Genomic DNA, 25,701 nt, shown 5'->3' with positions numbered 1-25,701 from the left:
TTACATCAAGATTTTAAATAGAAATTGTATATTTAGTCATCCTTTGAATTTTAAAGGTTTTTTAGTGGTTCGCAAGTGAATATGTATAATTGCATAAGGGTATAACATTCAATTTTATATAAAATTGAATGTTATAAAGTATAAACTAAACTTTTGTATGTATCTATTCTCATACGAATGAGGGATTTCAAAAAGATGTTACGTATATACAATAGTACGTAAGCATATATAAAACATTTAGTATGGGAGGAAAAGTATGAAGAATTGGGTGAAGTTTCGAATAGCACGTCCAACTGATCAGTTTGAAAAGGTGATAGAATTCTATGAAAAAGGATTGGGCTTAAAACGTATAGGTGAATTCTATGATCATGAAGGCTATGATGGGGTCATGTTTGGACTCCCAGATGAAGAGTATCATTTAGAATTTACAAGACATTTTGACGGGAGTCCTTGTCCAGCTCCGACCAAAGATAATTTACTTGTATTTTATATGAGTGAAGATAGTGAAATGAAAAAGGTAAGTAAAAGGCTGTATACATTGGGATATGATGAGTTGGAACCTGAAAATCCATACTGGAAAGACAAGGGGATAACGATAGAGGATCCAGATGGCTGGAGAATTGTGTTGATGAAATTAGAAGAATAATGTGTAATTATGCTTGAAGTTCAAGTAGGAGGAAATACGTAAAAGGGCTTTCTTTTGAGGGGGACACTCATGGAAGGTTTTTTTGTATGAAATCTGAAAAATAAAATTTGAAATTATATTCTGGAAAGTAATAAAATAAGAACGTGTACTCCTATGGGTTTGAGAGGGGTGTCTGTAAAGATGAATAGAACACTAGGGGGACTTTTTTATGATATGCCGGATTAAGGATGCAGAAATATATTATGAAATCATTGGCGAAGGAAAACCTGTCATTATTATACATGGCTGTGCACCTGATCATAGGTTAATGCAGAGGTGCATGGAATCAGTATTCGAAAAATATAAAGGTTACCAAAGAATATATATTGATTTACCTGGCATGGGGAAATCGAATGCTCCAGATTGGATAAATAGTTCAGATCATATGTTAGAACTGTTAATTGCATGTATTGAAGAAATCATTCCGACGAAAAACTTTTTATTAGTAGGAGAATCTTATGGGGGATATTTAGCTAGAGGTATACTCACAAAGCTGTTTGAAAGAGTTAATGGATTACTATTAGTCTGCCCTGTTGTAGTAGCGGATCCAGAAAAAAGGACTCTTCCAGATAAACAGGTAATTTTACAAGATGAGGACTTTTTAAATAAGCTCACTTCTACGGAAAGAGAGGCATTTTGTGAGTTAGCAGTAGTAGCAAACGAATATACATATAAGCGATTTCAAGAAGAAATTAGACCAGGGTTAGATGTTGCTAATTATGAGTTTATTGAAAGGTTGCAAAAGAATTACTCTCTTACTATGAATTTTCATCATATGAAATATGAGAAACCCGTTCTTTTACTAGCTGGAAGACAAGATATATCGGTAGGTTATCAAGATATTATAGAAATTATTGATGATTATCCAAGAGCGACATTAGCCGTGTTAGATATGGCAGGGCATAATTTACAAATTGAACAACCTGAATTATTCGAGAGTTTAGTAGGAGAATGGATTAAACGGACAAATCAGCAAAGTTTATAAAAGATGAATGAATTAATATTTTCAAGGAGGAAGTATGAGTACATATATCTATATGGTTAGACATGGTGAATCACCAAAATTAGAAGAGGGTGAAAGAACACGTGGTTTAACTGAAAAGGGAAGTTTAGACGCTCATAGAGTAACAAATATATTAAAAACAGAGGGAATCGATACTTTCATTTCAAGTCCATATAAGAGAGCTGTATTAACGATAGAAAAAACAGCCGATTTCTATGAAAAAGAAATATTAATATATGAAAATCTTAAAGAGTGTATGTTTTCCAGTGGCGATCAAGTTATATCAGATAAAGAGGTGTATCCACTTGTAAAGAAGATGTTCTCTGAAGCGGATTTTGCACGAACGGAAGGAGAGTCATATGCGGATTGCCAAAGAAGGGTAGTGAAAGTATTAAAAGAAATCTTAATGGATTTTCAAGGACAAAAAATTGTAATTGGTACACATGGCCTTGTCATGACACTCATGATGAATTATTTTGATAAGCAATACGGGTTTGAATTTTTAATGAATACGTCAAAACCAGATATATATAAGATGGAGTTTAAAGAGGAACAATTAATGAATGTAGAGAGATTATGGAAAGCAGAATAAAATTGGTTGTATGGGCTTTATTGTAAAAGTTACTTTTATAGCAAAATCTTCTTATTTGAATAGAAAGTATTTTTATCAACTATTTTTAGAATGTTAAATCAATAAGTAATTATTCAGTTTCTGAATAATATAATTGAAAGTTGGTTTAAGTAAACAATTTTAAATGTGACAAAACTCCAAACGTTGAATTTATATTCAATAGGAGAAAAAGATGTAGAATTTTGTCTTACTGTCCTCGTTTACTTTTTATTTCATTACATATAGGCTTTGTGGTGTAAGGGGGGACATCACCTTTACGCAAAATCTATAAGGAGGTCATTGTAATGAAACAAATTAAAAAGTTTGCGGGAGTTGCTTTAGCGGGGACGATTGGATTAAGTGGACTACTGTTTTTAGAACCAAGTGTAAGCGCTGCGGAAGTACAGCAAGTGAAAGAGGAGAATTTCAATGCAATTGATGTATCGATGAATCTAAATGAATTATATGTATTAAGTGGCAGAAGCATTGATGTTCTTTCTGGAGATAAAGAAGCAATTCAGCTAAACAAATACACAATTCGTTTTAGTAAACCAGGGAAGTATGTGATTAAAGTAAATGGCTGTATTTATGACGATGTATATACTTTTATTGTGAATGATTAGTATATCTTCTTAAATTATGGAATAAAAAAGAAACACCCTATTTGCGGTGAGAATCGTAAATAGGGTGAATTTACTTGTATTAAACTGTACTTTAAATATGTTCACTAATTTTTTTTTTGTTATGTAGAGTATGTAGAAGTGTTTGAAATACCTTAAATGATTGCTGAAAGATTGGACTTTGAATAAATGTATACAGAAAAGTTACGATAAAAACAGGACCCCCTAGCATAAATCCAATAACTAGTACAATACATTCTACTATGATTCTAGCACGGCTAATAGATAGACCGGTTTTGTCGGAAATAGTAAGCATGAATCCATCACGAGGTCCAGCGCCGATTCCAGCCGCAACATACATCCCTCCCCCGATACCTGTAATGGTGATACCAGAAAATAGAATGAGTAAGTTTAACCATAAATAATCACTAGCGTTTGGAAGAATATTTGATTGTAAGAAAAAGTCCATAATCGGACCGATAAGTAGTGCATTTAAAAATGTGCCTATATTTATATATTTTCGATCTACTAGTAAAGAAATGAGAACGAGACATAATCCACATATGACACTCCACGTACCAATAGTCCATCCAAACCTTTGGTAGAGAGCCATGTTTAAAACTTCCCAAGGATGTAAACCGAGAAATTTAACTTTTACTGCAAGAGCATTTCCAAGGCCGAAAAAAATTAATCCTAAGAAAAAAAGAAAATAGCGAAAGAGAGTTAGCCTCATCTTTAAAACCTCCCATATTGTATAATTATGTATATTACATGTAAGAGTTTTAATGTACAAATATTACGACTTTTCAACCGGTATTTAAAATAGCTAAAATACAAATGAAATATATGTATTCACAGTCAAAAAAGTTAAAATATTTCGTCTCAAGGATTATAATAGAGAAAGAAATATAAAAGGGAGTGAACGAGTTTGAAACAAGAACTTATTGAAAGATTTACGAGATATGTAAAAATTGATACGCAATCAAATGAAGAAAGTCATACAGTGCCAACAACACCTGGACAAATTGAATTTGGTAAGTTATTAGTGGAAGAGCTAAAAGAAATTGGGTTAACAGAAGTGACGATGGATGATAACGGTTATGTAATGGCAACACTTCCTGCTAATACGGATAAGGATGTTCCAGTCATCGGCTTTTTAGCACATTTAGATACGGCAACAGACTTTACAGGGAAAAACGTAAAACCACAAATTCATGAAAATTTTGATGGCAATGCGATTACGTTAAATGAAGAGTTAAATGTTGTGTTAACGCCAGAACAGTTTCCAGAATTACCATCATATAAAGGACATACCATTATTACAACTGATGGTACGACACTTCTAGGAGCAGATGATAAAGCTGGTCTGACTGAAATTATGGTTGCAATGAACTATTTAATACATAATCCGCAAATTAAACATGGGAAAATAAGAGTAGCATTTACGCCGGATGAAGAAATTGGTCGTGGGCCAGCGCATTTTGATGTAGAAGCGTTTGGTGCATCATGTGCTTATACGATGGATGGAGGTCCATTAGGTGGTTTAGAGTATGAAAGCTTTAATGCTGCAGGCGCTAAGTTAACGTTTAACGGAACGAATACACATCCTGGAACAGCGAAAAATAAAATGCGTAACGCAACTAAACTTGCGATGGAGTTTAATAGCTATTTACCAGTAGAAGAGGCACCAGAATATACAGAGGGGTATGAAGGATTCTATCATTTACTTTCTTTACATGGTGATGTTGAGCAAAGTAAAGCGTATTATATTATTCGAGATTTTGATCGTGAAAATTTTGAAGCGCGTAAACATAACGTTGAAAATATTGTGAAGCAAATGCAAGAGAAGTATGGACAAGATGCAGTCGTTTTAGAAATGAATGATCAATACTATAACATGCTTGAAAAAATCGAACCAGTGAGAGAAATTGTTGATATTGCATATGAGGCAATGAAAAGTTTAAATATCGAACCAAATATTCATCCGATTCGCGGTGGAACAGATGGATCACAACTATCGTATATGGGATTACCAACCCCAAACATTTTCACAGGTGGTGAAAACTATCACGGTAAATTTGAGTATGTTTCGGTAGATGTTATGGAAAAAGCTGTTCAAGTTATTGTGGAAATCGCAAGACGATTCGAAGAACAAGCTTAAAAAAGAACCAAGTAGTGCGGATGCGCTACTTGGTTTTTTAGTATAATACTCGCCACAAATAAAAAGTTGCGTAAGACTCCCAGTTGATCCAATTTGCCGCAAAATCTTTTATTTCCTGTTTAGTTGGTTTACTTTCGGAACCTGTTATATATTTAATTGCATTGTGCAAACCAACATCGTCAATTGGAAAAGCAGAAGGGAATCGTAAACAGCGCATTAAAACATAGTGGGCAGTCCACGGACCTACACCATGTATAGCAGTTAATTGTTTTTCAGCAATCTTTACATCTTGTGTTTGTAGTAAAGATTCTTTTGATAGTTTTCCTTCTGTAATAAGCTTTGCAATACCGATTAAATATTCACACTTTCGAGTCGTCATTTTTAAATTTTTGAGATCTTCTACGTGTAAATTGGCAATCGTTTCAGGAGAAGGGAATATCCAATGTTTTCTATCGTTCCATTCTACATAACTTCCAAATGTCTCGACTAATCTTCTTTTTAGCGTATAAGCATATGTGAGGTTAATTTGTTGACCGATAATTCCCCAGGAAAGTGCTTCAAATAAGTCTGGAATACCTAAGGTGCGAAGGCCATTATATTGTTCAATTGGTCTTTGAAGGAGTACATCATGTTTAGCCAATGTATAAAAGGGAGTTAAATCAGTAGTTAAATCAAACCACTCGTTCACATAGTTAGCTATAGCTTCGTGTATCGATTCTTCAGATGTATATAATTCTTCTAAAAAACGTATTTGAATATTTCCATCTATATTCATACTAATTTCAACTAAAGGATTTACATCGTGAACAGGGATAACTTTATAAATTTTGTTATCTTCAATGTGGAACATACATTCATTGTTAGAACGCGATAAATAGCGTAAATTTTCTTGGAAACTAAATTCTGTTGGAACTGCTAAAATTAATGCGCTAGTATAGTTTGCTGTCATATGCATTCTACCTGCGACTTTTCTAATGTAAGCAACGCTTTCTTCATTTCTAATCCGCCTCTAAAGCCGGTTAGTTTACCATTCTTTCCAATAACACGATGGCAAGGAATTGTAATAAGAAGAGGATTGGCAGCAATAGCGGTAGCAACGGCACGTACAGCAGTAGGTTTTTGTATTGTTTCGGCAATTTTTGAATAAGAGTATGTCTCCCCATAAGGAATTTCACGTACCGCATTCCAAACAGATAATTGAAATTCAGTTCCGTAAGCATCGATAGGGAATGTAAAAGCTTCTCGCTGGATTTCTAAATACTCGATAATTTCTTTCGTATATGTTTGTAGATAATTGGGATTACAGGTCAAAATATGTTGGGGCAATTTTTTTCTAGCCCATATATTTAGTTCTTCAAAGTTTTCATTTTGAGACCCAATGAAACATAATCCATTTTCAGTTGCAGCAATATGAAACTGAAAATGTTTATGTGTAAGTAGCATCCAATATATAAACTTATTTTTATAGGAATTCATTATTGTATCCCTCTTTCATTTCATTCTTTTTTCGATATTCAGTAGGCGTAAATCCGGTTTTCTTTTTAAATAAAGTTGCGAAATACTCTGGGTTTTCTATCCCGACGGCAGTACTAATTTCTTTAATGGAGTGATTGGTTTGTAAAAGGTGTTCTGCCGCTTTAACAATTCTGAAATGCTGTATATATTCTATTGGACTTATTCCTGTCATTTTTTTGAAAGTGCGTTGTAAATGAAAGGGGCTACCATGGCACATTTCCGCAAGTATGTCGAGAGTTAATAATTCATCAAAGTGTTTTTCGATATAAACTTTTATTTGTTCTACCCACTCTTCATTAGGTAAATTGAGCCCATTTGGTTTACAACGCTTGCACGGGCGAAAGTTTTCATTTAACGCTTGCTCTGCATGATGAAAAATTCGTACATTGTTTTTATTCGGTATTCTTGATTTGCATGATGGCCTGCAAAAGATTCCAGTTGATTTCACAGCATAAAAGAATTTGCTATCATAGGAAGAGTCATTATGGATAATTGCTTGCCAATGTTCATTTGTTAACGTAACTCCTTCATTGTGCAAAGAACATCACCTCTGAAATTAGTATAACCTGAATAAAGTGCGTATGTATGTATTCATAAATGTAAGAGCAAGATTACAAAGGTGAAAATATGATTGTTTTTCTATTTTGTGATAGCATGAAATTTGGAAAGAAACATCAAGAGGAGGACTATAAGTGAAGTTAATTTCGTGGAATGTAAATGGTTTGCGAGCAGTTATCGCAAAAGGTGGATTTTTAGAATATCTCGAGGAATCCAATGCTGATATATTTTGTTTACAAGAGATTAAATTACAAGATGGGCAAATTGATTTAAATCTAGAAGAATATTATACATATTGGAATTATGCTGTAAAAAAAGGATATTCAGGGACGGCTATTTTTTCGAAAAAAGAACCACTTTCTGTTACTTATGGTTTAGGCATTGAAGAGCATGATCAAGAAGGACGTGTTATTACTTTAGAATTCGAAGATTTTTACATCATTACATTATATACACCAAATTCAAAACGTGGATTAGAAAGATTAGATTACAGAATGAAATGGGAAGATGATTTCCGGGTGTATATTAAACGATTAGATGAGAAAAAACCAGTTATTTTTTGTGGAGACTTAAACGTTGCTCATAAAGAAATTGATTTGAAAAATCCAAAAAGTAATCGTAAAAATCCTGGGTTTTCTGATGAAGAAAGAGAGAAGTTTACATGTATTTTAGAAGAAGGATTTATTGATACGTATCGTTATCTATATCCTAATCAAGAAGGCGCATATTCGTGGTGGTCGTATCGAATGGGAGCGAGAGCAAAAAATATTGGATGGCGTTTAGATTATTTTGTTGTTTCTGAAAGAATGAAAGACCAAATAACAGAGGCGAAAATTAATAGTGAAGTAATGGGATCAGACCATTGCCCAGTTGAATTACATATAAATTTCTAAAAAAAGAAGTATCCACCTGACAGTAGGCGGATACTTCTTTTTTAATTCAGTTTGTTAAAATTTTTCAAATCTTTCTTGAAATAATTGCATATTAAATATATAATTAGTAACGATAATCATTATCAATGAAAAGGATTATCAATGGGTGAGGTGTAATAGAATTATAGCTTAGGGGAAGTGAACGAGAATGAGTTCTGGATAGAATTATTAATCTAATGAAATATATATGTAAGACAATTTTCATATAGTTAAATTTTATTGAGAATATAGTTTTGAAAATTCGAGAGGAGATATATAAAGATGAATAAGAAGTTATTTACATTAGGGATGGTTACAGTTTTAAGTGTAGGACTAGCAGCATGTAATAGTGCAGATAAAACATCAGGAGAAAAAACGCAACAGCCAAAAGCTAGTGAGACGAAAAAGGACGAAAAAAGAAAAATTACATATTTAGGTAAAGAATATACAGTGCCGGCAAAAGTAGATAAAATTGCGACAGCTAGTTTAGAGTCAATGGAAGATGCGGCGGTACTTGGTATTAAGCCAGTAGGTGCTATTACTGTTGGTGGTAAATTACCGAAGTATCTTGAGAAAGATTTAGAGGGTGCAAAATCTGTTGGTGAGAAAATGGAACCAAATTTCGAAACATTACTTCAATTAAAGCCAGATGTTATTACATCAAGTACGAAATTCCCAGCAGAAACAGCTGAAAAATTTACGAAAGTAGCTCCTACATTCCCGGTATCACATGTTTCAACAAATTGGGAAGATAACTTAAAGTTAATGGGAGAATTAACTGGCAAAAAAGATAAAGCGGAAAAAATTATTAAAGATTACAATACGGACGCTGAAAAAGCAAAAGCAAAACTAGGAGATAAGTTAAAAGACAAAAAAGTACTTGTTATTAGACTAAGAGCAAACGAATTATTCCTATATCCAGAAGGAGTATACTTCAACCCTGTAATTTATAAAGATCTTGGACTAACTGCTCCAGAACAATTAAAAACTGTAAAAGCACAAGAGAAGATTTCATTTGAAAAACTTGCTGAACTTAACCCAGATTATATTTTCTTACAATATGAAACAACTGAAAATAAAAACCCGAAAGTGCTAGAAGAAATTGAAAGTAATCCAATTTGGCAAAGTATGAATGCTGCGAAAGAAAAGAAAGTATTTGTAAACGTTGTGGATCCAATGGCACAAGGTGGTACTGCTTGGAGTAAAACAGCATTCTTAAAAGAAGCAGTGAAAAATTTATCTAAATAATACAATAAGTAAGGTGCGTTGAATGATATGCAGAAAACAAATGCAGTACCAGTAACTATATTATGTATAGCACCCATACTCATCTTATTTACAGTTATACTTTCTATTTTGTATGGGGCGAAAAGTATTGATGCTGAAACGGTGTGGAACGCATTATTTCATTTTGATTCAAGTGATGTAAATCATAATATTATTATTACTTCACGTTTACCAAGGGTAGTTGCAGCTCTTTTAGTCGGAGCATTTCTAGCCATATCAGGAGCACTTATGCAGGGGATGACAAGAAACTATCTTGCATCCCCTTCTATTATGGGTGTGACGGATGGAGCAGCCTTTGTTATTACACTTTGTATGATTTTTCTCCCAGGAATGTCATCCATTGGTATGGTGATATGTTCAATGATTGGTTCTGCACTAGGAGCTGGTATCGTATTTGGTTTTGGTTCACTCCTTCAAAATGGCTTATCACCAGTTAGGTTGGCAATTATCGGAACAGTTATTGGAACATTTTTAAGCAGTGTATCGGCTGCAATGGCTTCGTATTTCCAAATTTCTCAAAATGTTAGTTTTTGGTTTAATGCAAAATTAGATCAAGTTGATCCTAATATCATTAAAATTACGATGCCGTTTGGGATAATTGGAATAATTTTAGCACTGTTCATATCAAATTCTATTACGATTCTCTCTTTAGGCGAAGAAGTTTCTATTAATCTAGGGCAACGTACAAAACTAGTTAAAGCGATGGCAATTTTATCAGTTATTTTCTTAACAGGAACGGCAGTTGCTTTAGTGGGGAAAGTTGGTTTTGTAGGTTTAATTATTCCGCACATTACTCGCTTTATAATTGGGGTAGATTATAAGTGGATTTTGCCATGTGCAGGCGTTATTGGTGGCGTTTTTCTAGCGTTATGTGACGTTTTAAGTAGATTTGTAAACTATCCATTTGAAACACCGATTGGAGTCGTTACCTCCTTAATTGGAATTCCTTTCTTCCTGTATTTAATCCGTACAAGAGGAGGAGAGAGACATGCTTAAAAGCTCAAATCAACGTTTCGGAATGACGATGGGGATACTTATATTTTTAATACTATGTGCTATTTATATTAGTTTAACGAATGGTACGTTTGACATTACGATTACAGATGTATGTAAAACACTCCTTAGAATAGATCCAGTACCGGACCATGATTTAGTTATTTTTGAGTTTCGTCTTCCGCGCATCGTAATTGCTGGATTAGTAGGATTAGGCCTAGGCGTTGCAGGTGCTGTAATTCAAGGGATTACAAGAAACGGACTGGCAGACCCAGGTATTTTAGGAGTAAATGCGGGAGCAGGAACAGCGATCGTCATCTTTATGTTTTTCTTTCAAGGCCAATTAAAGAGCACGGACTGGGTTTCTATTATGATGATGCCAATGTTTGGTTTAGTAGGTGGATTAGGTGCAGCTATCATCATTTATCTGTTTTCTTGGAAAAACGGTAAGTTAGATTCGCAACGTCTTTTATTAACAGGGATTGCAATTGGATCAGGATTTGGGGCATTTTCTATGTATTTATCACTCAAAATGAAGTCAACGGATTTTGAAATGGCTGCAGTATGGGTGTCTGGAAGTATATATAGTGCAAATTGGAAGTACATTATTGCCATGTTGCCGTGGCTTATCATATTAATTCCTCTCATACAAAAGAAAGCTTATTTATTAGATTTATTTCAGTTGGAAGAAACGAGTATTACAAGTTTAGGTGTTTCGCTAGAAAGAGAGAAATCAATTTTACTATTAAGTAGTATCGGACTTGTGAGCGCATGTGTTGCTGTTTCAGGGAGTATTGGTTTTATTGGATTAATGGCACCGCATATAGCGAAAAGACTTGTCGGTATTCAACATAAGCATATCATTCCTACGTGCGGAGTAATCGGAATGTTTCTTGTAATTGCTTCAGACTTTATTGCAAAAACAGTTTTCACACCTGTAGAGTTACCAGTGGGAATCGTTATTTCTATTGTCGGTGTACCGTATTTCTTATATTTACTTTATAAGGCGAAAGCGTAAGGGGAGGAATAAAAGTGAGTATTTTAAGTGCAAAAAATTTAGAAACGAGTTATGAAAAGCTTACAGTGTTTCGCGATTTAAATGTGGAAATACAAGAAGGAAAAGTAACGACAATTATAGGGCCAAACGGGTGCGGTAAATCAACATTGTTAAAAACAATGGGAAGAATTTTAAAGCAAAAGAGCGGTAAAGTCTATTTGCAAGGGCAAGATCTAAATACAATTCCAACGAAAGAAATTGCGAAGCAGTTAGCTTTACTTCCGCAAACTCCAATTGCGCCAGGAGAGCTTAAAGTAGAAGAATTAATTTCTTATGGACGCTATCCACATCGGAATAACGTAAATAAGTTAAATTCAAAAGATAAAGAGATGATTGATTGGGCTTTAGATATAACGAAAACATCTGCATTTCGAACGAGACAAATAGCAAATCTATCTGGTGGTCAAAGGCAAAAGGTATGGCTGGCGATGGCTTTAGCACAAGAGACAGAAGTGTTACTACTAGATGAACCAACTACATACCTTGATATGTCTCATCAATTAGATGTATTACAAATTGTGGAGAAGTTAAATAAAGAACATAATTGTACGGTCGTAATGGTACTACATGATATTAACCATGCAGCAAGGTTTTCAGATGAGATTATTGCAATGAAGGAAGGGGAAATTGTTACAACTGGTAGTCCAGAAGAGATTATTACAAATGAAGTATTAAAAGAAGTATTTCATATTGATGCGCGTGTCATGATCGATCCGTATAACGGGGCTCCTGTTTGCTTCGGTTATGATAGCGTTGTATCTCAAGAAGAAAAAGTAGAAATATATGTAACAAGTTAAAAGGGGGGATATAGGGTGAATACTACTATTGAAAAACAGCAGATTAAAACATCTAATACAGAACAGTGGAACATGTATTCAAAATTAGAATGTAATGAATATCAAATTTATATTTCAAAGCCGAGGCAGCCAGCACCCAAGTCAGGGTATCCTGTTATATACGTATTAGATGGAAATGCCTTTTTTCAAACATTCCATGAAGCAGTTAAAATACAATCAGTTAGAGCAGAAAAAACAGGTGTTTCACCAGCCATTATAGTAGGTATTGGCTATCCAATTGAAGGGGCATTTTCAGGTGAAGAAAGATGCTATGATTTTACGCCTAGCGTAATTTCAAATGATGCACCTTTAAAGCCAGATGGTAAACCGTGGCCTAAAACAGGAGGAGCACATCATTTCTTTACTTTTATTGAAGAAGAATTAAAGCCGCAAATTGAAAAGAATTTTGAAATTGATAAAGGAAAGCAAACACTATTTGGGCATTCTTTAGGTGGACTATTTGCTTTACATATATTATTTACAAAGCTAAATGCTTTTCAAAATTATTTTATAAGTAGTCCGTCAATTTGGTGGAATAACCAATCTGTGCTTGAAAAAGAAGAGTATCTTATAAATGAATTAAACAATGCAAAGGTTAAAACAGGAGTATTTCTTACAGTTGGTTCACTTGAACGAGAGCATATGGTTGTAGGTGCAAATGAATTGTCAGAGCGCCTTCTCCAAGTAAAACACGATCAGTTTAGATTTATGTTTTATGAAGCAGAAGGAGAGAATCATGCATCTGTTGTGCCGACTTCTTTAAGTAAAGGGTTGAGATTTATTAGTCATGTATCCAGTGATTAAAAGGCTAATGATTGGAGTGAATCCACATTTTTAGGTTAGTTAATAAAGTGATCATCTAATAAAATGCAAACGCAAGGCTATGGGGAAATCCTCCATAGCCTTTTGTGTTGTTCAAGTAGAATTGTCCTTTTTGAAAGTTTTGTTTCAACTTTTCGTCTGAAGAGACAAAAAGTTGTCACAATTCGTTCACAATTAGCATAAACATAAAATAGACGAAATGAACTTATTTCCAAAAAGCTTGGTTCATTCCAATCATGATTCGTAGAGCTGAAAAAGTATGGATGAAAAGTTCACTATATTCTCAAGGAGGTAGATCGTATGAAAACTATTCTTGCTATCGCTGGACTTATTTGGGTTTTATCGCATGGCATCCCAATTTATGAAGGAGAACAAATTCGTAGTGCTCTGAATAAAAATTTTAATGAATATCATATCATTGATCGGCAAGATAATGTTGTGACAGTTCGTGTAAATGACTGTTTTCATACGGTAACTGTTGAAGGAACTTCAGTAGTGAATGATACAAAAGTATGTGATAAGCAATAATTATATATAGGAAGAAAAAGTCTCAATTTACACGTGTGAAGATTGAGACTTTTATATTTGGAAATGAATAATAAGCGGGGATGGAAAATCCCCGCTTATTATTGTTTTTTGAAAAAAGGAAAGGGTATAATGAAAATTGAGACTGAGAAGCTAACAATTTGTTAAGAATAATCATAAAGTGGAAATATACTCATATGGGGTATCATGCATAGATATTTAATGCTATAATTGGTATACTCGTAAAAGCAATTGTTTTATTGGATGAAGAGAAACTTTAAGAAGGTGATAATATGGGGCATAAAGAGCATGAAGCAGTAACACATAGATCAGAAAAAGAAAAAGAGCAAATTATAAATAGATTGAAGAGAATTGAAGGGCAAGTTCGGGGTATTCAAAATATGATTGAAAATGATCGGTATTGCGTGGATATTTTAGTGCAAATTTCAGCGATTAATGCAGCGATGAAAAAAGTAGGAATGGGTGTATTAAAAAACCATACAAGTCATTGTGTTTCAGGTGCAATTAAAGATGGTAATGGTGACGAAGCAATCGAAGAATTAATGACAGTATTTGAACGTTTTTCAAAAGCATAAAAACAAGCTAGTACGTAACTGGCTTGTTTTTTGTTTACTTTCATATAAGGTTTCGGGGTATTGATGTGAAAAAGTGTATGTAAAATAAACTTTTAGAAAATAATTGAAAAATCATGACACAAAACCGTTGATTACCTTAGGGGGGTATGGTAAGATGAGGGTGTGGTTAACAAACAATGAAGAAATAAGAGGAGGATTTTAAATGGAACAGTTAACATTACAAGTTGAAGGTATGTCTTGTGGACATTGTGTAAATGCTATCGAAAGTAGTGTGAAAGAACTAAACGGTGTTGAGCAAGTAAAAGTTCAATTAGCAGAAGGAACTGTTGAAGTTACTATCGACTCGTCTGCTGTAACATTAAAAGATATCGTTGCTGTAATTGAAGATCAAGGATACGATGTTCAATAATTATTTTTAGATATGGAAATAAATCGTACTTTATAGGAAGTACGATTTATTTTGCTAATAATTATACCTCATAAGGGTATATAGAGGTGAGAGACATGAATGAACAAAAAGAGGCCAATCTTCAAATATCAGGAATGACATGTGCAGCATGTGCAAATAGAATTGAAAAAGGTCTAAAAAAAGTAGAAGGTGTTCATGATGCAAATGTAAATTTTGCACTTGAAAAAACCAAAATAATGTATGATCCCCAAAAAACAAATCCGCAACAGTTTAAAGAAAAAGTTGAATCATTAGGATATGGAATTGTAAGTGATAAAGCTGAATTTACTGTTTCAGGAATGACATGCGCAGCATGTGCCAATAGAGTAGAAAAACGTTTAAATAAGTTAGAAGGTGTGAACGAGGCGACAGTAAATTTCGCTTTGGAATCGGCTACAGTAGATTTTAATCCTGATGAGATTAATGTAAATGAAATGAAGAGTGCAATTACGAAATTAGGATATAAATTAGAAGTGAAATCAGATGAGCAAGATGGATCAACTGATCATCGCTTACAAGAAATTGAGCGACAAAAGAGGAAGTTTATCATTTCGTTTATTTTATCATTCCCGTTACTGTGGGCAATGGTAAGTCACTTCTCATTTACATCGTTTATTTATTTACCTGATATGCTTATGAACCCTTGGGTGCAGCTAGCTCTTGCAACGCCAGTTCAATTTATCATTGGTGGACAGTTTTATGTTGGGGCTTATAAAGCGTTACGTAATAAAAGTGCTAACATGGATGTTCTTGTGGCACTTGGAACGTCCGCCGCCTATTTCTATAGTGTATATTTAAGCATTCAATCTATCGGTTCTTCGGAACATATGACAGATTTATATTTTGAAACGAGCGCGGTACTTATTACACTAATTATTTTAGGTAAATTATTTGAAGCAAAAGCAAAGGGACGTTCATCAGAAGCAATTAAAAAGTTGATGGGTTTACAAGCAAAGACAGCTACAGTTGTGCGAGATGGAACAGAAATGAAAATTTTAATCGAAGAAGTAGTAGCTGGTGATATTGTTTATGTAAAACCTGGTGAAAAAATTCCGGTAGATGGTGAGATTATAGAAGGAAAGTCAGCCATAGATGAATCGATGTTAACAGGTGAAAGTATTCCAGTTGACAAAAAAATTGGGGATATAGTAATCGGTTCTACAATGAATAAAAATGGATTTTTAAAAGTGAAAGCAACTAAGGTAGGAAGAGATACTGCATTAGCTCAAATTATTAAAGTAGTAGAAGAGGCACAAGGTTCAAAAGCTCCTATTCAAAGGGTAGCTGATCAAATTTCTGGTATTTTTGTACCAGTTGTAGTTGGAATCGCGATTATCACATTTGCAGTGTGGATGATATTTGTTACACCAGGCGATTTTGGCGGAGCACTTGAGAAAATGATAGCAGTACTTGTTATCGCTTGTCCATGTGCATTAGGTCTTGCAACGCCTACATCTATTATGGCGGGATCAGGAAGATCAGCTGAGTATGGTATTTTATTTAAAGGTGGGGAGCATTTAGAAGCAACGCATCGATTAGATACAGTTATTCTAGATAAAACAGGTACTGTGACAAATGGGAAACCGGTGTTAACAGATGTAATTGTAGCAGATGGATTCCACGAAGAAGAAATACTACGCTTAGTAGGTGCAGCAGAAAAAAATTCTGAACATCCACTTGCAGAAGCGATTGTAGAAGGAATTAAAGAAAAGAAAATTGATATCCCAAGTTCAGAAACATTTGAAGCAATTCCGGGATTCGGCATCGAATCAGTTGTAGAAGGGAAACAATTATTAATTGGTACACGCCGATTAATGAAGAAATTCAATATTAATATTGAAGAAGTTTCTAAATCGATGGAAGCGCTAGAACGAGAAGGAAAAACAGCAATGTTAATAGCAATAGATAAGGAGTATGCTGGAATAGTTGCCGTTGCAGATACTGTAAAGGATACTTCAAAAGCAGCTATCTCAAGACTTAAGAAAATGGGTCTAGACGTTGTTATGATTACAGGAGATAATACACAAACTGCTCAGGCAATTGCGGGGCAAGTTGGTATTGATCACGTAATTGCAGAAGTATTACCAGAAGGAAAAGCAGAAGAAGTGAAAAAACTGCAAGCACAAGGTAAGAAAGTAGCAATGGTTGGGGATGGAATAAATGATGCTCCTGCTCTTGCAACGGCCGATATCGGTATGGCAATTGGAACAGGAACGGATGTAGCGATGGAAGCGGCAGATATTACGTTAATCCGTGGTGATTTAAATAGTATTGCGGATGCAATCTTTATGAGTAAGATGACGATAAGAAATATTAAGCAAAACTTATTCTGGGCACTAGCTTATAACGGCTTAGGAATCCCGATTGCAGCGTTCGGCTTCTTGGCACCTTGGGTTGCAGGAGCGGCTATGGCATTTAGTTCTGTATCGGTCGTATTAAATGCATTACGATTGCAAAGAGTGAAGTTAAAATAATAAAAATTTAAATCTATAGAGTAATTGCATAGGCGTTTATACAAAAAACAATACTTTGAAATAAGTATTGTTTTTGTTTATATAGAAAGAAAAAAGATATAATAAAGCAGAAATATTGAATACTAGATGGTAGAAAAATTAAATGATAGTGTAGTAAGGAGGTTCATATATGTTAAAAGATACGATCATTAGAACATTCCATAAAGAAGATTTAGAACAAGTATTACAGTTGTTCTATGAAACAGTTCATACAATTAATGCTAAAGATTATAACGTATTACAGCTACAGGCATGGGCACCAGAGCGACTAGATAGAGAAAGCTGGTTACAGTCTTTAGAGAAGAACATTAGTTATGTAGCGGATCATAACGGTGTGATAGTTGGATTTGGAGATTATAATGAGGATCATTACGTAGATCGTTTATTTACACATAAAGATTATCAAGGCAAAAGGATAGCTTCCTACATATTACAGAAGTTAGAAAGAGAAGCAGCAAACCTAGGGCATAGGGAGATCTATACAGAAGCGAGTATTACAGCAAAACCTTTCTTTGAAAGTAAAGGTTTTATTTGCATCAAGGAACAAAAGAAACAGCATAATGGTCAGATTTTTATTAATTATATAATGAAAAAAATAGCCTTCTCGTAAACGAGAAGGCTATTTTTCATTATTTTACAGCTTCTTTTAGTTCTTTACCAGCTTTGAAAGCAGGTACTTTAGAAGCTGCGATTTGCATTTCTTCACCAGTTTGTGGATTACGGCCTGTACGAGCAGCTCTTTCGCGAACTTCGAATGTACCGAATCCGATAAGTTGTACTTTTTCACCAGCAGCTAAAGTGTTAGTGATTGATTCTACTACAGTTTGTACAACTACAGTAGCTTCTTTTTGAGAAATCTCAGCATTTTGTGCTACGTTTTTGATTAATTCTGTTTTGTTCATGTTTTTCACCTCATATGTAAATAATGCTATTTAAGTTGTTATTATAACGTATAAAACATTCGAGAACAAGTGTACGCACATATATTCGTAAAAAAAATGGAATTTGTAATATTTTTCAGGATTGCTGTATAGTCGTTCAATTTAAGCGGATACAGATTTTTTCTTTAATTCCGTTTGTTCTTTAGTAGAAGGTAGTTTCTTATTATAAGATATGAAATAAGGTAACGCTACAAATAACATACCTCCTACTAAGTTTCCGAAGAAAACAAAAATGAAGTTTGGAAAATATTCAAACCAAGTTAAATGACCTGCAAAAATTACAGCTGGGATGACAAACATATTGGCTACAACGTGTTGAAATCCAATCGCAACAAAAGTCATAACTGGGAACCAAATGCCGATAATCTTTCCGATAAATTCTTTACTTCCCATACTGAGCCAAACAGCTAAACAAACGAGCCAATTACATCCGATTGCAGAAATGAAGGCTTGTAGTGGTGTATCTTGTAGTTTAGCTTGCGCAATAGAAACCGTTTTCGCTAAAAAAGCTCCCTCTGTTAATCCGACGATATGACCGAAAAAATAAGCAACGAATACAGCACCTATGAAGTTGCTCAATGTAACAATAATTAAATTTCGTATGAAATAAAATAAAGTAATTTTCTTTTGAAGCCAGGCCATGGAAACTGTCATCATGTTACCAGTTACTAGTTCACCGCCTGCAAGAATAACGAGAATAAGACCGATAGGGAATACAGCGGCACCTAGAAAGCTAGTAAATGATCCCCAAGACTTTGGCATTGTTCCAATAACATGAATATCGAGTAAATACCCTAATGCTATGAAAGCACCGCCAAAAAATCCGAGAATTAGCATAGGGAGTAATGATAAATGAGCTTTTTTTCTTCCGGAATTAGCAGCAAGTTCCGTAATTTCTTCTGGTGTAAATACAGACATGAATAATCTCTCCTTAATAAAATAATAAAAAATAAATGGAACATTTTTAAGAATCTATGTATTATAAAAATATGTTATGACTTCTGTATAAATTTGTCAAAGTGTGCAGGGATGGAATTGGATATAACTAACGTTTTTCGCTTTGTCACATTCATGTAACAATAAGGCTTTAAAGTACTTCTAGAGGTGAGAACATGAATACGCATCACGTAAAAGAAGAACAAAAAAAATCAATCGTCAAGATATCTATAATCAGTTTCGTAAGTATAGTAATGATTTCTATAAGTTTGTATTTCTATGCGACAGAAATAGAACGAAAACTAGTAACAGTTACGTGGAATGAAATAGAGGCTTCTACAATTCCTAAAGAGTTTCATAATAAAAAAATATTGCAGTTCTCAGATGTACATTTAGGACCAGAATTCACACTGAAACAATTAGAAAATTTGGTGGAGAAGATGAATGCATTAAGTCCAGATGTAGTCCTTTTCACAGGGGATTTAATAGATAAGTTTGGATCGTACAAAGCCGAAAGAGAAGAAGCGAAAGGGATTTTACAAAAAATACATGCGCCCTTAGGGAAATATGCAGTGTTTGGAAATCATGATAGAGGCGGGGGAGGTAGTTTATTTTATAAAAAATATATGGAGGAAGCTGGTTTCGTGGTGTTAGTCAATGAAGTGCAGAAAATTAAAGCGGAAAACGGCAAGTATATTACAATATCAGGTTTGGATGATTTTTTATTAGGAAAGCCAAAGATAGACGCGACTTTAAAACAAGTAAGGCAACAAGATTTCAATATGTTATTAGTACATGAGCCGGATGTTGTAGACAAAGTAGCACGTTACCCAGTTGATTTTCAAATATCAGGCCATAGTCACGGAGGACAAGTTCAAATTCCTTTTATCGGTCCATTCATTACGACAAAACTAGCTGAGAGTCATGTTGAAGGTATGTATGAAGTAGAGGGGAAGAATAAGCCGTTATATTTATATGTAAATCGTGGTATTGGGACAACCCGAATGCCTGTTAGATTTTGGAGTGTACCTGAACTTTCAGTATTTGTATTGAAGCAAAATAGTAACTAATGTATTTAATTTCACATCATCATTATCAATTTGATTTTGATGAACGAGCGATGTTAATTGGTGGTAAATAAAAAACAACAATAGGTCATATAAAACCTATTGTTGTTTTTTATTATTTTTGCAAGGGGATAGCATCAAAATATGTTCTATAGTTATTAGAGAATTCAAAGTTGTTTTTTGAATCCCAATTAATAGACCAAGACATTAGGCCGCGGAATGCAGGGTAGCCACTCTGATTTGAAAGCTTATACTTTCCTCCAAAAGGAATTCCTTTAATGATATAATCTAAAGCTTTTTTCATTTCAGTTGGAGAAATATATCCCCCACTTGGAGCGGCCGCTGGTGCTGCAGGAAGTCCAATCATGACTTGATCCGAACGAAGAGCTGGGAAAAAGTTATTTGTATTACCACCTACAGGAAAACCATGTAAGAGCATATCAGCCATAGCGACCTCGTAGTCTGCAGTACCTTGATTGTAGTTATTACCGTCCATTCCAATCCCGCTACCAGCGTTGTAGTGTTGAACGTGAATGTATGTTAGTTTGTCTTTTACTCCGTAAATAATCGGTAAATATGCACCCCAGATGCTTCCATATGCGCTATAACCGCCTTGAACATAAGCTGTTTCAGGAGCCATGCTTAATAGAAAGTCGGGACCGTAATGATCTGAGATTGTTCGAATAGCCGAAATAAGGTTTACGATTTGAGGAGTCGTTGGGTTTTTGAAATTAGTGTCATTTCCGTTTAAGTAAATTCCTGATTCAAGGTCAATATCTATTCCATCAAAACCGTATTTATCGATTAGAGACTGTATGGAATTAATGAAACGTTGCTTAGCAGCATTGTCAGGAAGTAAAACGACTCCATTTTGTCCACCTATAGAAAGAACTACTTTCTTTCCTTTACTTTTTAAATAAGAAATATCTGATTTGAATTCTGCATCTGTACCATACACAGGAGAAAATTCAACAGTAGAACGATCACCACCAGTTTCCCCGAAAGATACATTAATTACATCCCATTTTGGTGAAACGTCTCTTAATTTAATAATGCCAGTACCGTTATCAAAGTTATGCCAGTATCCAACGAGTAGTTTTGATCCTAAATTGTTTGCTGCTTGTGCTTGAAAGGGGGCTAGTGGTAACAGTAAAAAAATTACTAACGTACAACAAATGAATTTGAACTTGTTTAACATATCAACACTCCTATACAAAAAAGTTGTCTAGATGTATAATCTTGTTTATTTAATGATATCTGAAAATTCATTCTTTTGTAAGGTGACTATAATTTTCTCAACAATTGTATATGGGAAATTATTGAACTTAATGAAATAACTTATGTAGGAGTTTGCATTATGATTGTTAAATTCAGAATATTTTGATATATTTTAAAGTATAGGACAAGGTTTTTCGCATAATACTCTTACATAAAGTGAAACTTTAATCAGTGGGGGCATCCCCGCTGATTATTAGTTGAACCAATCGGGCATTTACGGGCAGTAGATTCCCGCCTAACTTCTTTGCTTCCGCTAAATTTTGAGGTGGAGGTTTTACTGCCCGTTAATGCGGGGTAAATTTCAAATTTACGTTTGGAAGGGGATGTACAAGAGTTGGATAAAAATCTTAAGAAAGACCTCAAAATACGCCATATTACAATGATTTCAATTGGTGGCGTAATAGGAGCTGGTTTGTTTGTTGGAAGTGGGGCGGTTGTACATTCAGCCGGACCAGGTTCTATCGTTTCATATGCATTAGCAGGACTTCTTGTTATTTTCGTTATGAGAATGCTTGGGGAAATGGCAGCTATTAACCCGACAAGTGGGTCATTTGCAACATATGCAAGAGAAGCAATTGGTCCATGGGCCGGTTATACAATTGGGTGGCTATATTGGTTTTTCTGGGTAATTGTTATTGCAATAGAAGCCACAGCAGGTGCTGGTATTATTCAATACTGGATTCCAGAAATCCCACTTTGGTTATTAAGCCTAATATTAACGATTTTATTAACATTGACGAATGTTTTTTCGGTGAAATCATTTGGAGAGTTTGAATATTGGTTTTCTTTTATTAAAGTAATAAGTATCGTTTTGTTCCTTTGTCTTGGACTAGCTGTTATTTTAGGATTTGTACCAGGAACGGAAGCACCTGGCACTTCAAATTTAGTAGGACAAGGAGGATTTATGCCAAACGGTATAAGTTCGGTGCTACTTGGAATTACTGTCGTTATATTTTCATTTATGGGATCTGAGATTGTTGCAGTAGCTGCTGGAGAATCTGCTGAACCTGTAAAAGCAGTAAAAACAGCAACAAATAGTGTGATTTGGCGTATTCTCGTATTTTTCATTGGATCGATTGCTGTAGTTGTTACACTTCTTCCATGGAATTCAGCGAACATACTAAAAAGTCCGTTTGTAGCGGTACTGGAACATATAGGGATACCAGCGGCAGCACAAATTATGAATTTTATCGTTTTAACAGCTGTACTTTCTTGTTTGAATTCTGGTTTATATACGAACTCAAGAATGCTTTTTTCAATGGCAGAAAGAGGAGATGCTCCAAAGGCATTTTTGAAATTGAATAGTAGTGGTGTTCCAGTTCGGGCCGTTTTATTCGGAACGTTCTTCGCTTATATTGGAGTTGTTTTTAGTTACATATCTCCAGATAAAGTCTTTTTATTTTTAGTCAATGCATCTGGCGGAATTGCGTTACTCGTTTATCTCGTTATAGCTGTTTCGCATTTAAAGATTCGTAAAAAAATGGGGAAAGTAGAACAACAAAATTTGAAAGTGAAAATGTGGTTTTTCCCGTATGTAACGTATGTTACAATTGCCGCTATTATAGCAGTTTTAGTTGCGATGCTTGCAATTGAATCTTTACGTTCACAAGCACTTTTGACGATGCTTGTTACTGTTCTTATCATAATTTCTTATTTTATTTTTAATAGAAATAAAAATAGTACAGTATCGAATACTACAAGTAAGAATGAGGAATCTGTTCGATTCTAATTTCTTGTTTTAGAATAGAGTCACACCCAATCATTGCTATAAAAGAATCATAGAAACAAGTAATTACTATTGTCATAGTGAATATAAACTTTTTTCTTGACTTTTTATACGAAGGCGAGCAGAATGGTAAAAAAGGAAGGGGGGATGACGATGGAAGATTACGTATTAGAGCTGTATAACCTGTTATATACGACAGAATGGCAAGATATTGTTTCGTTTCTAGGAATCGTATTTTGTATGAAAATTGTAATTGTATATATGGAAGAGCAAGGTATGTTCTATTCCTTCTCATCCCCGTTCGATATGCAACGCGAGCCGTTGCTAAACTATGCCAAGGTAAATTACGAACAATTTCCTTTTGTATTTTTCTTTATGATTCGATTTATTACAGCAATTGTAAAGAAAAAGGAAAGTGACGATGAAGAGTGCCATTCAACTTGTAATATAGCGAATGTTTTTTAAGCTAAATACAAGGAGGAGATTTATATGTGGTTTCGATTTCTTATGATTGGTTTCTTTTCATTAACAGCAATTTCTTTAATGGGATATCAAGTGTCTGAAATTTTTCAAGCATATAGCGATACATTTTTTAATAAAAACTAATCGCATTGCTATTTGAATAATAAAGCGATAAAATCCTTCTTAAGAAGTTTTATTAAGAAGGATTTTTTCTTTGTTTTGTCTTGCTGTGTCAAACTATTGTCACATTTACACTGTGAATAGTATGTTAAAATAGTGAGGTTACGTATACATATTTGAAGGAAGAGGGAGTGACCATTTTGGTGGATCAATCAACAAATCAGAAAAGCTATGCTCCTATTGTGATAACGCTTTCTGTAATTGTAAATGCGATTATTTTATTTTTGTTCTTTGGACCTGTTGGCTATGAAGGAGAAGTACATTTTGATGTAACGATTTTACCAATGTTAAATGCAATTTTTAATAGCTTTACGTTCGTATTCTTATTAGCAGCTCTATACTCTATTATTAAGAAGAATGTGAAAATGCACCGTGGTTTTATCCTAGCAGCATTTACGACGACATTGCTATTTTGTGTTTCTTATTTATCGTATCATTACTTAGCGCCGGCAACACATTTTGGTGGAGAAGGATTCATTAAATATGTGTATTTCATCATTTTAATTACACATATTATCCTAGCAGCAATTATTGTACCACTTGCATTGTTTGCACTTGTATTCGGTTTTACAAATCAATTAACACGTCATCGTAAAATTGTACGTTGGACGATGCCGATCTGGTTATATGTAAGTTTATCTGGTGTTATTGTTTACTTAATGATCTCACCTTATTATTAATAAAAAACCCCAGCCTATAGGCTGGGATTTTTTCGTTAGGCAAATATTTTTGTAAAATGAAAAAAATATGGTATACAAAAGTATAGTTGCTTTTCATATAGAAGGGATGGTAAAGGGATATGCAAAATTTTGTATTTCGTAATCCAACGAAACTTATTTTCGGTAAAGATCAATTAGAACAGTTAAAAACTGAAATTCCACAGTTCGGTAAAAAAGTTCTTCTCGTATACGGGGGAGGCAGTATTAAAAGAAACGGTATTTATGATAATGTAATTTCTATTTTAAAAGATATAAATGCAGAAGTATTTGAATTGACAGGCGTTGAACCAAATCCTCGTGTGTCGACTGTAAAGAAAAGAATTCAAATTTGTAAAGAGAATGGTGTTGAATTTATTTTAGCAGTTGGTGGAGGAAGTGTAATTGACTGTACGAAGGCAATTGCTGCTGGTAGTAAGTACGATGGAGATGTATGGGATATTGTAACGAAAAAAGCATTTGCTAATGAGGCATTACCATTTGGTACGGTGCTTACGCTTGCGGCAACAGGATCTGAAATGAATGCTGGTTCTGTCATTACAAATTGGGAAACGAATGAAAAATATGGCTGGGGTAGCCCAGTTACTTTCCCGCAGTTTTCAATTTTAGATCCGGTCCATACTGCGTCTGTGCCAAGGGATCAAACAATTTACGGTATGGTAGATATTATGTCACATGTATTAGAGCAATATTTCCATCATGGAACAAATACAGAATTACAAGATCGTTATTGTGAATCTGTTTTAAAAACAGTAATTGAGACAGCTCCTAAGCTTTTAAGTGATTTAGAAAATTATGAGCATAGAGAAACGATCTTATATTGCGGTACTATGGCGTTAAATGGCATTTTAGCGATGGGGGTAAAAGGAGACTGGGCAACTCATAATATTGAGCATGCAGTTTCTGCGGTTCATGACATACCACACGGGGGTGGCCTTGCGATTCTATTCCCGAACTGGATGAAGCATGTCGTAGATGAAAATGTAAGTCGTTTTAAACAGTTCGCTATTCGTGTATTCGATGTAGAAACAGATGGAAAGACTGATCGAGAAATTGCGCTAGAAGGAATTGAGGCGTTACGTCAATTTTGGACTTCAATTGAGGCACCAGTAAAGTTATCTGATTACGCTATTGGTGAAAATGAAATTGATGTAATGGCGGATAAAGCGATGGCTTATGGTGAATTTGGTAACTTTAAAAAATTAAATAAAGACGATGTTTTAAGCATATATAAATCTTCCTTATAAGTGAATCG

28 protein-coding genes are annotated in these 25,701 nt (G+C 34.4%); 21 read left to right on the top strand and 7 right to left on the bottom strand.

What is annotated here, in order from left to right; genetic code table 11:
- The first annotated feature begins 256 nt into the window (after window positions 1-256).
- The 4 genes from EKQ63_RS19985 (at window position 257) to EKQ63_RS19970 (ending at window position 2,921) form a co-directional block, all read left to right on the top strand.
- Window positions 257-646 carry a VOC family protein gene (locus EKQ63_RS19985; RefSeq protein ID WP_087954534.1) on the top strand — a complete coding sequence of 130 codons (390 nt, stop codon included), beginning with the start codon at window positions 257-259 and terminating at the stop codon, window positions 644-646.
- Between the two features lie 208 nt (window positions 647-854).
- The gene (locus EKQ63_RS19980) at window positions 855-1,670 is read left to right on the top strand and encodes an alpha/beta fold hydrolase (RefSeq protein WP_087954535.1); all 816 of its coding nucleotides are present in this window, start codon (window positions 855-857) and stop codon (window positions 1,668-1,670) included.
- Window positions 1,671-1,704: 34 nt separating this feature from the next.
- Window positions 1,705-2,280, top strand: a complete 576-nt coding sequence (locus EKQ63_RS19975; protein ID WP_087954536.1) for a histidine phosphatase family protein — start codon at window positions 1,705-1,707, stop codon at window positions 2,278-2,280.
- Window positions 2,281-2,603: 323 nt separating this feature from the next.
- Entirely contained in the window at window positions 2,604-2,921 is a 318-nt protein-coding gene (locus tag EKQ63_RS19970; RefSeq protein ID WP_044791624.1) for a hypothetical protein, read from the top strand.
- Between the two features lie 91 nt (window positions 2,922-3,012).
- Here the strand turns inward: EKQ63_RS19970 and EKQ63_RS19965 are convergent, their stop codons facing one another.
- Window positions 3,013-3,651: a YczE/YyaS/YitT family protein gene (locus EKQ63_RS19965; RefSeq protein ID WP_087954537.1), complete on the bottom strand. Its 639-nt coding sequence runs from the start codon at window positions 3,649-3,651 to the stop codon at window positions 3,013-3,015.
- Between the two features lie 195 nt (window positions 3,652-3,846).
- Between EKQ63_RS19965 and pepT the strand changes: the two genes are divergently transcribed.
- Window positions 3,847-5,079 (top strand): peptidase T, encoded by a 1,233-nt coding sequence (gene pepT / locus EKQ63_RS19960; RefSeq protein WP_087954538.1) that lies wholly within the window; start codon window positions 3,847-3,849, stop codon window positions 5,077-5,079.
- Between the two features lie 37 nt (window positions 5,080-5,116).
- Here the strand turns inward: pepT and EKQ63_RS19955 are convergent, their stop codons facing one another.
- The 3 genes from EKQ63_RS19955 to adaA are packed head-to-tail and all read right to left on the bottom strand — an operon-like array spanning window position 5,117 to window position 7,132.
- Window positions 5,117-6,028 carry a DNA-3-methyladenine glycosylase family protein gene (locus EKQ63_RS19955; RefSeq protein ID WP_048550006.1) on the bottom strand — a complete coding sequence of 304 codons (912 nt, stop codon included), beginning with the start codon at window positions 6,026-6,028 and terminating at the stop codon, window positions 5,117-5,119.
- On the bottom strand, window positions 6,025-6,555 hold the full coding sequence (locus EKQ63_RS19950) for a methylated-DNA--[protein]-cysteine S-methyltransferase (protein ID WP_044791632.1): 531 nt from the start codon (window positions 6,553-6,555) through the stop codon (window positions 6,025-6,027). The genes EKQ63_RS19955 and EKQ63_RS19950 overlap by 4 nt, the downstream gene beginning before the upstream one ends.
- Window positions 6,542-7,132, bottom strand: a complete 591-nt coding sequence (gene adaA, locus EKQ63_RS19945) for a bifunctional transcriptional activator/DNA repair enzyme AdaA (protein WP_143881461.1) — start codon at window positions 7,130-7,132, stop codon at window positions 6,542-6,544. The genes EKQ63_RS19950 and adaA overlap by 14 nt, the downstream gene beginning before the upstream one ends.
- A gap of 154 nt (window positions 7,133-7,286) precedes the next feature.
- Between adaA and EKQ63_RS19940 the strand changes: the two genes are divergently transcribed.
- The 11 genes from EKQ63_RS19940 (at window position 7,287) to EKQ63_RS19890 (ending at window position 17,750) form a co-directional block, all read left to right on the top strand.
- On the top strand, window positions 7,287-8,045 hold the full coding sequence (locus EKQ63_RS19940) for an exodeoxyribonuclease III (RefSeq protein WP_000767600.1): 759 nt from the start codon (window positions 7,287-7,289) through the stop codon (window positions 8,043-8,045).
- Between the two features lie 300 nt (window positions 8,046-8,345).
- Window positions 8,346-9,311 carry an iron-hydroxamate ABC transporter substrate-binding protein gene (locus EKQ63_RS19935; RefSeq protein WP_087954540.1) on the top strand — a complete coding sequence of 322 codons (966 nt, stop codon included), beginning with the start codon at window positions 8,346-8,348 and terminating at the stop codon, window positions 9,309-9,311.
- A gap of 27 nt (window positions 9,312-9,338) precedes the next feature.
- Entirely contained in the window at window positions 9,339-10,346 is a 1,008-nt protein-coding gene (locus tag EKQ63_RS19930) for a FecCD family ABC transporter permease (protein ID WP_087954541.1), read from the top strand.
- Window positions 10,339-11,361 carry a FecCD family ABC transporter permease gene (locus tag EKQ63_RS19925; protein WP_087954542.1) on the top strand — a complete coding sequence of 341 codons (1,023 nt, stop codon included), beginning with the start codon at window positions 10,339-10,341 and terminating at the stop codon, window positions 11,359-11,361. The genes EKQ63_RS19930 and EKQ63_RS19925 overlap by 8 nt, the downstream gene beginning before the upstream one ends.
- 14 nt (window positions 11,362-11,375) lie before the next feature.
- Window positions 11,376-12,197, top strand: coding sequence for an ABC transporter ATP-binding protein (locus tag EKQ63_RS19920; RefSeq protein ID WP_143881460.1), 822 nt, complete (start codon window positions 11,376-11,378; stop codon window positions 12,195-12,197).
- A gap of 15 nt (window positions 12,198-12,212) precedes the next feature.
- A complete protein-coding gene (locus tag EKQ63_RS19915; protein WP_087954543.1) occupies window positions 12,213-13,040 on the top strand; it encodes an alpha/beta hydrolase in 828 nt (275 codons plus the stop codon).
- 318 nt (window positions 13,041-13,358) lie between these two features.
- Window positions 13,359-13,586, top strand: coding sequence for a hypothetical protein (locus EKQ63_RS19910; RefSeq protein WP_087954544.1), 228 nt, complete (start codon window positions 13,359-13,361; stop codon window positions 13,584-13,586).
- A gap of 290 nt (window positions 13,587-13,876) precedes the next feature.
- Entirely contained in the window at window positions 13,877-14,179 is a 303-nt protein-coding gene (locus EKQ63_RS19905; protein ID WP_000509876.1) for a metal-sensing transcriptional repressor, read from the top strand.
- Between the two features lie 202 nt (window positions 14,180-14,381).
- On the top strand, window positions 14,382-14,588 hold the full coding sequence (gene copZ, locus EKQ63_RS19900) for a copper chaperone CopZ (protein WP_000436973.1): 207 nt from the start codon (window positions 14,382-14,384) through the stop codon (window positions 14,586-14,588).
- 95 nt (window positions 14,589-14,683) lie between these two features.
- Window positions 14,684-17,101, top strand: coding sequence for a heavy metal translocating P-type ATPase (locus tag EKQ63_RS19895; protein WP_088327970.1), 2,418 nt, complete (start codon window positions 14,684-14,686; stop codon window positions 17,099-17,101).
- Between the two features lie 169 nt (window positions 17,102-17,270).
- Window positions 17,271-17,750, top strand: coding sequence for a GNAT family N-acetyltransferase (locus tag EKQ63_RS19890; protein WP_087954546.1), 480 nt, complete (start codon window positions 17,271-17,273; stop codon window positions 17,748-17,750).
- A 19-nt stretch (window positions 17,751-17,769) separates the two neighbouring features.
- On the opposite strand, the gene EKQ63_RS19885 is transcribed toward EKQ63_RS19890, so the two are convergent.
- Entirely contained in the window at window positions 17,770-18,042 is a 273-nt protein-coding gene (locus tag EKQ63_RS19885; RefSeq protein ID WP_001043904.1) for an HU family DNA-binding protein, read from the bottom strand.
- Window positions 18,043-18,183: 141 nt separating this feature from the next.
- Window positions 18,184-18,999 carry a formate/nitrite transporter family protein gene (locus tag EKQ63_RS19880; RefSeq protein ID WP_087954547.1) on the bottom strand — a complete coding sequence of 272 codons (816 nt, stop codon included), beginning with the start codon at window positions 18,997-18,999 and terminating at the stop codon, window positions 18,184-18,186.
- A gap of 194 nt (window positions 19,000-19,193) precedes the next feature.
- On the opposite strand from EKQ63_RS19880, the gene EKQ63_RS19875 reads away from it, so the two are divergent.
- Complete coding sequence (locus tag EKQ63_RS19875; RefSeq protein WP_143881459.1) at window positions 19,194-20,087, top strand: metallophosphoesterase; 894 nt, start codon at window positions 19,194-19,196, stop codon at window positions 20,085-20,087.
- 112 nt (window positions 20,088-20,199) lie between these two features.
- Here EKQ63_RS19875 and EKQ63_RS19870 read toward each other — a convergent pair whose 3' ends face one another.
- Entirely contained in the window at window positions 20,200-21,282 is a 1,083-nt protein-coding gene (locus EKQ63_RS19870; RefSeq protein WP_087954549.1) for a chitinase, read from the bottom strand.
- Window positions 21,283-21,696: 414 nt separating this feature from the next.
- Between EKQ63_RS19870 and gabP the strand changes: the two genes are divergently transcribed.
- The 4 genes from gabP (at window position 21,697) to EKQ63_RS19845 (ending at window position 25,693) form a co-directional block, all read left to right on the top strand.
- Complete coding sequence (gene gabP, locus EKQ63_RS19860) at window positions 21,697-23,091, top strand: GABA permease (RefSeq protein ID WP_087954550.1); 1,395 nt, start codon at window positions 21,697-21,699, stop codon at window positions 23,089-23,091.
- Between the two features lie 123 nt (window positions 23,092-23,214).
- A complete protein-coding gene (locus EKQ63_RS19855) occupies window positions 23,215-23,553 on the top strand; it encodes a hypothetical protein (protein ID WP_016718270.1) in 339 nt (112 codons plus the stop codon).
- Window positions 23,554-23,870: 317 nt separating this feature from the next.
- Window positions 23,871-24,410 (top strand): DUF420 domain-containing protein, encoded by a 540-nt coding sequence (locus tag EKQ63_RS19850; RefSeq protein ID WP_087954551.1) that lies wholly within the window; start codon window positions 23,871-23,873, stop codon window positions 24,408-24,410.
- 119 nt (window positions 24,411-24,529) lie between these two features.
- Window positions 24,530-25,693 (top strand): iron-containing alcohol dehydrogenase, encoded by a 1,164-nt coding sequence (locus EKQ63_RS19845; RefSeq protein ID WP_143881458.1) that lies wholly within the window; start codon window positions 24,530-24,532, stop codon window positions 25,691-25,693.
- Window positions 25,694-25,701: the final 8 nt, after the last annotated feature.

This window comes from Bacillus sp. BD59S (genome assembly GCF_007363175.1).
Lineage (GTDB): Bacteria > Bacillota > Bacilli > Bacillales > Bacillaceae_G > Bacillus_A > Bacillus_A pacificus.
This window is presented reverse-complemented; position numbering and strand designations above follow the sequence as displayed.

Bases quoted from the DNA above. Each gene is read 5' to 3' on its own strand.
- EKQ63_RS19985 (WP_087954534.1), top strand. From the start codon at position 257: ATGAAGAATTGGGTGAAGTTTCGAATAGCACGTCCAACTGATCAGTTT.
- EKQ63_RS19980 (WP_087954535.1), top strand. From the start codon at position 855: ATGATATGCCGGATTAAGGATGCAGAAATATATTATGAAATCATTGGC.
- EKQ63_RS19975 (WP_087954536.1), top strand. From the start codon at position 1,705: ATGAGTACATATATCTATATGGTTAGACATGGTGAATCACCAAAATTA.
- EKQ63_RS19970 (WP_044791624.1), top strand. From the start codon at position 2,604: ATGAAACAAATTAAAAAGTTTGCGGGAGTTGCTTTAGCGGGGACGATT.
- EKQ63_RS19965 (WP_087954537.1), bottom strand. From the start codon at position 3,651: ATGAGGCTAACTCTCTTTCGCTATTTTCTTTTTTTCTTAGGATTAATT.
- EKQ63_RS19955 (WP_048550006.1), bottom strand. From the start codon at position 6,028: ATGACAGCAAACTATACTAGCGCATTAATTTTAGCAGTTCCAACAGAA.
- EKQ63_RS19950 (WP_044791632.1), bottom strand. From the start codon at position 6,555: ATGAATTCCTATAAAAATAAGTTTATATATTGGATGCTACTTACACAT.
- EKQ63_RS19935 (WP_087954540.1), top strand. From the start codon at position 8,346: ATGAATAAGAAGTTATTTACATTAGGGATGGTTACAGTTTTAAGTGTA.
- EKQ63_RS19930 (WP_087954541.1), top strand. From the start codon at position 9,339: ATGCAGAAAACAAATGCAGTACCAGTAACTATATTATGTATAGCACCC.
- EKQ63_RS19925 (WP_087954542.1), top strand. From the start codon at position 10,339: ATGCTTAAAAGCTCAAATCAACGTTTCGGAATGACGATGGGGATACTT.
- EKQ63_RS19910 (WP_087954544.1), top strand. From the start codon at position 13,359: ATGAAAACTATTCTTGCTATCGCTGGACTTATTTGGGTTTTATCGCAT.
- EKQ63_RS19905 (WP_000509876.1), top strand. From the start codon at position 13,877: ATGGGGCATAAAGAGCATGAAGCAGTAACACATAGATCAGAAAAAGAA.
- copZ (WP_000436973.1), top strand. From the start codon at position 14,382: ATGGAACAGTTAACATTACAAGTTGAAGGTATGTCTTGTGGACATTGT.
- EKQ63_RS19895 (WP_088327970.1), top strand. From the start codon at position 14,684: ATGAATGAACAAAAAGAGGCCAATCTTCAAATATCAGGAATGACATGT.
- EKQ63_RS19890 (WP_087954546.1), top strand. From the start codon at position 17,271: ATGTTAAAAGATACGATCATTAGAACATTCCATAAAGAAGATTTAGAA.
- EKQ63_RS19885 (WP_001043904.1), bottom strand. From the start codon at position 18,042: ATGAACAAAACAGAATTAATCAAAAACGTAGCACAAAATGCTGAGATT.
- EKQ63_RS19880 (WP_087954547.1), bottom strand. From the start codon at position 18,999: ATGTCTGTATTTACACCAGAAGAAATTACGGAACTTGCTGCTAATTCC.
- EKQ63_RS19875 (WP_143881459.1), top strand. From the start codon at position 19,194: ATGAATACGCATCACGTAAAAGAAGAACAAAAAAAATCAATCGTCAAG.
- EKQ63_RS19870 (WP_087954549.1), bottom strand. From the start codon at position 21,282: ATGTTAAACAAGTTCAAATTCATTTGTTGTACGTTAGTAATTTTTTTA.
- EKQ63_RS19855 (WP_016718270.1), top strand. From the start codon at position 23,215: ATGGTAAAAAAGGAAGGGGGGATGACGATGGAAGATTACGTATTAGAG.
- EKQ63_RS19845 (WP_143881458.1), top strand. From the start codon at position 24,530: ATGCAAAATTTTGTATTTCGTAATCCAACGAAACTTATTTTCGGTAAA.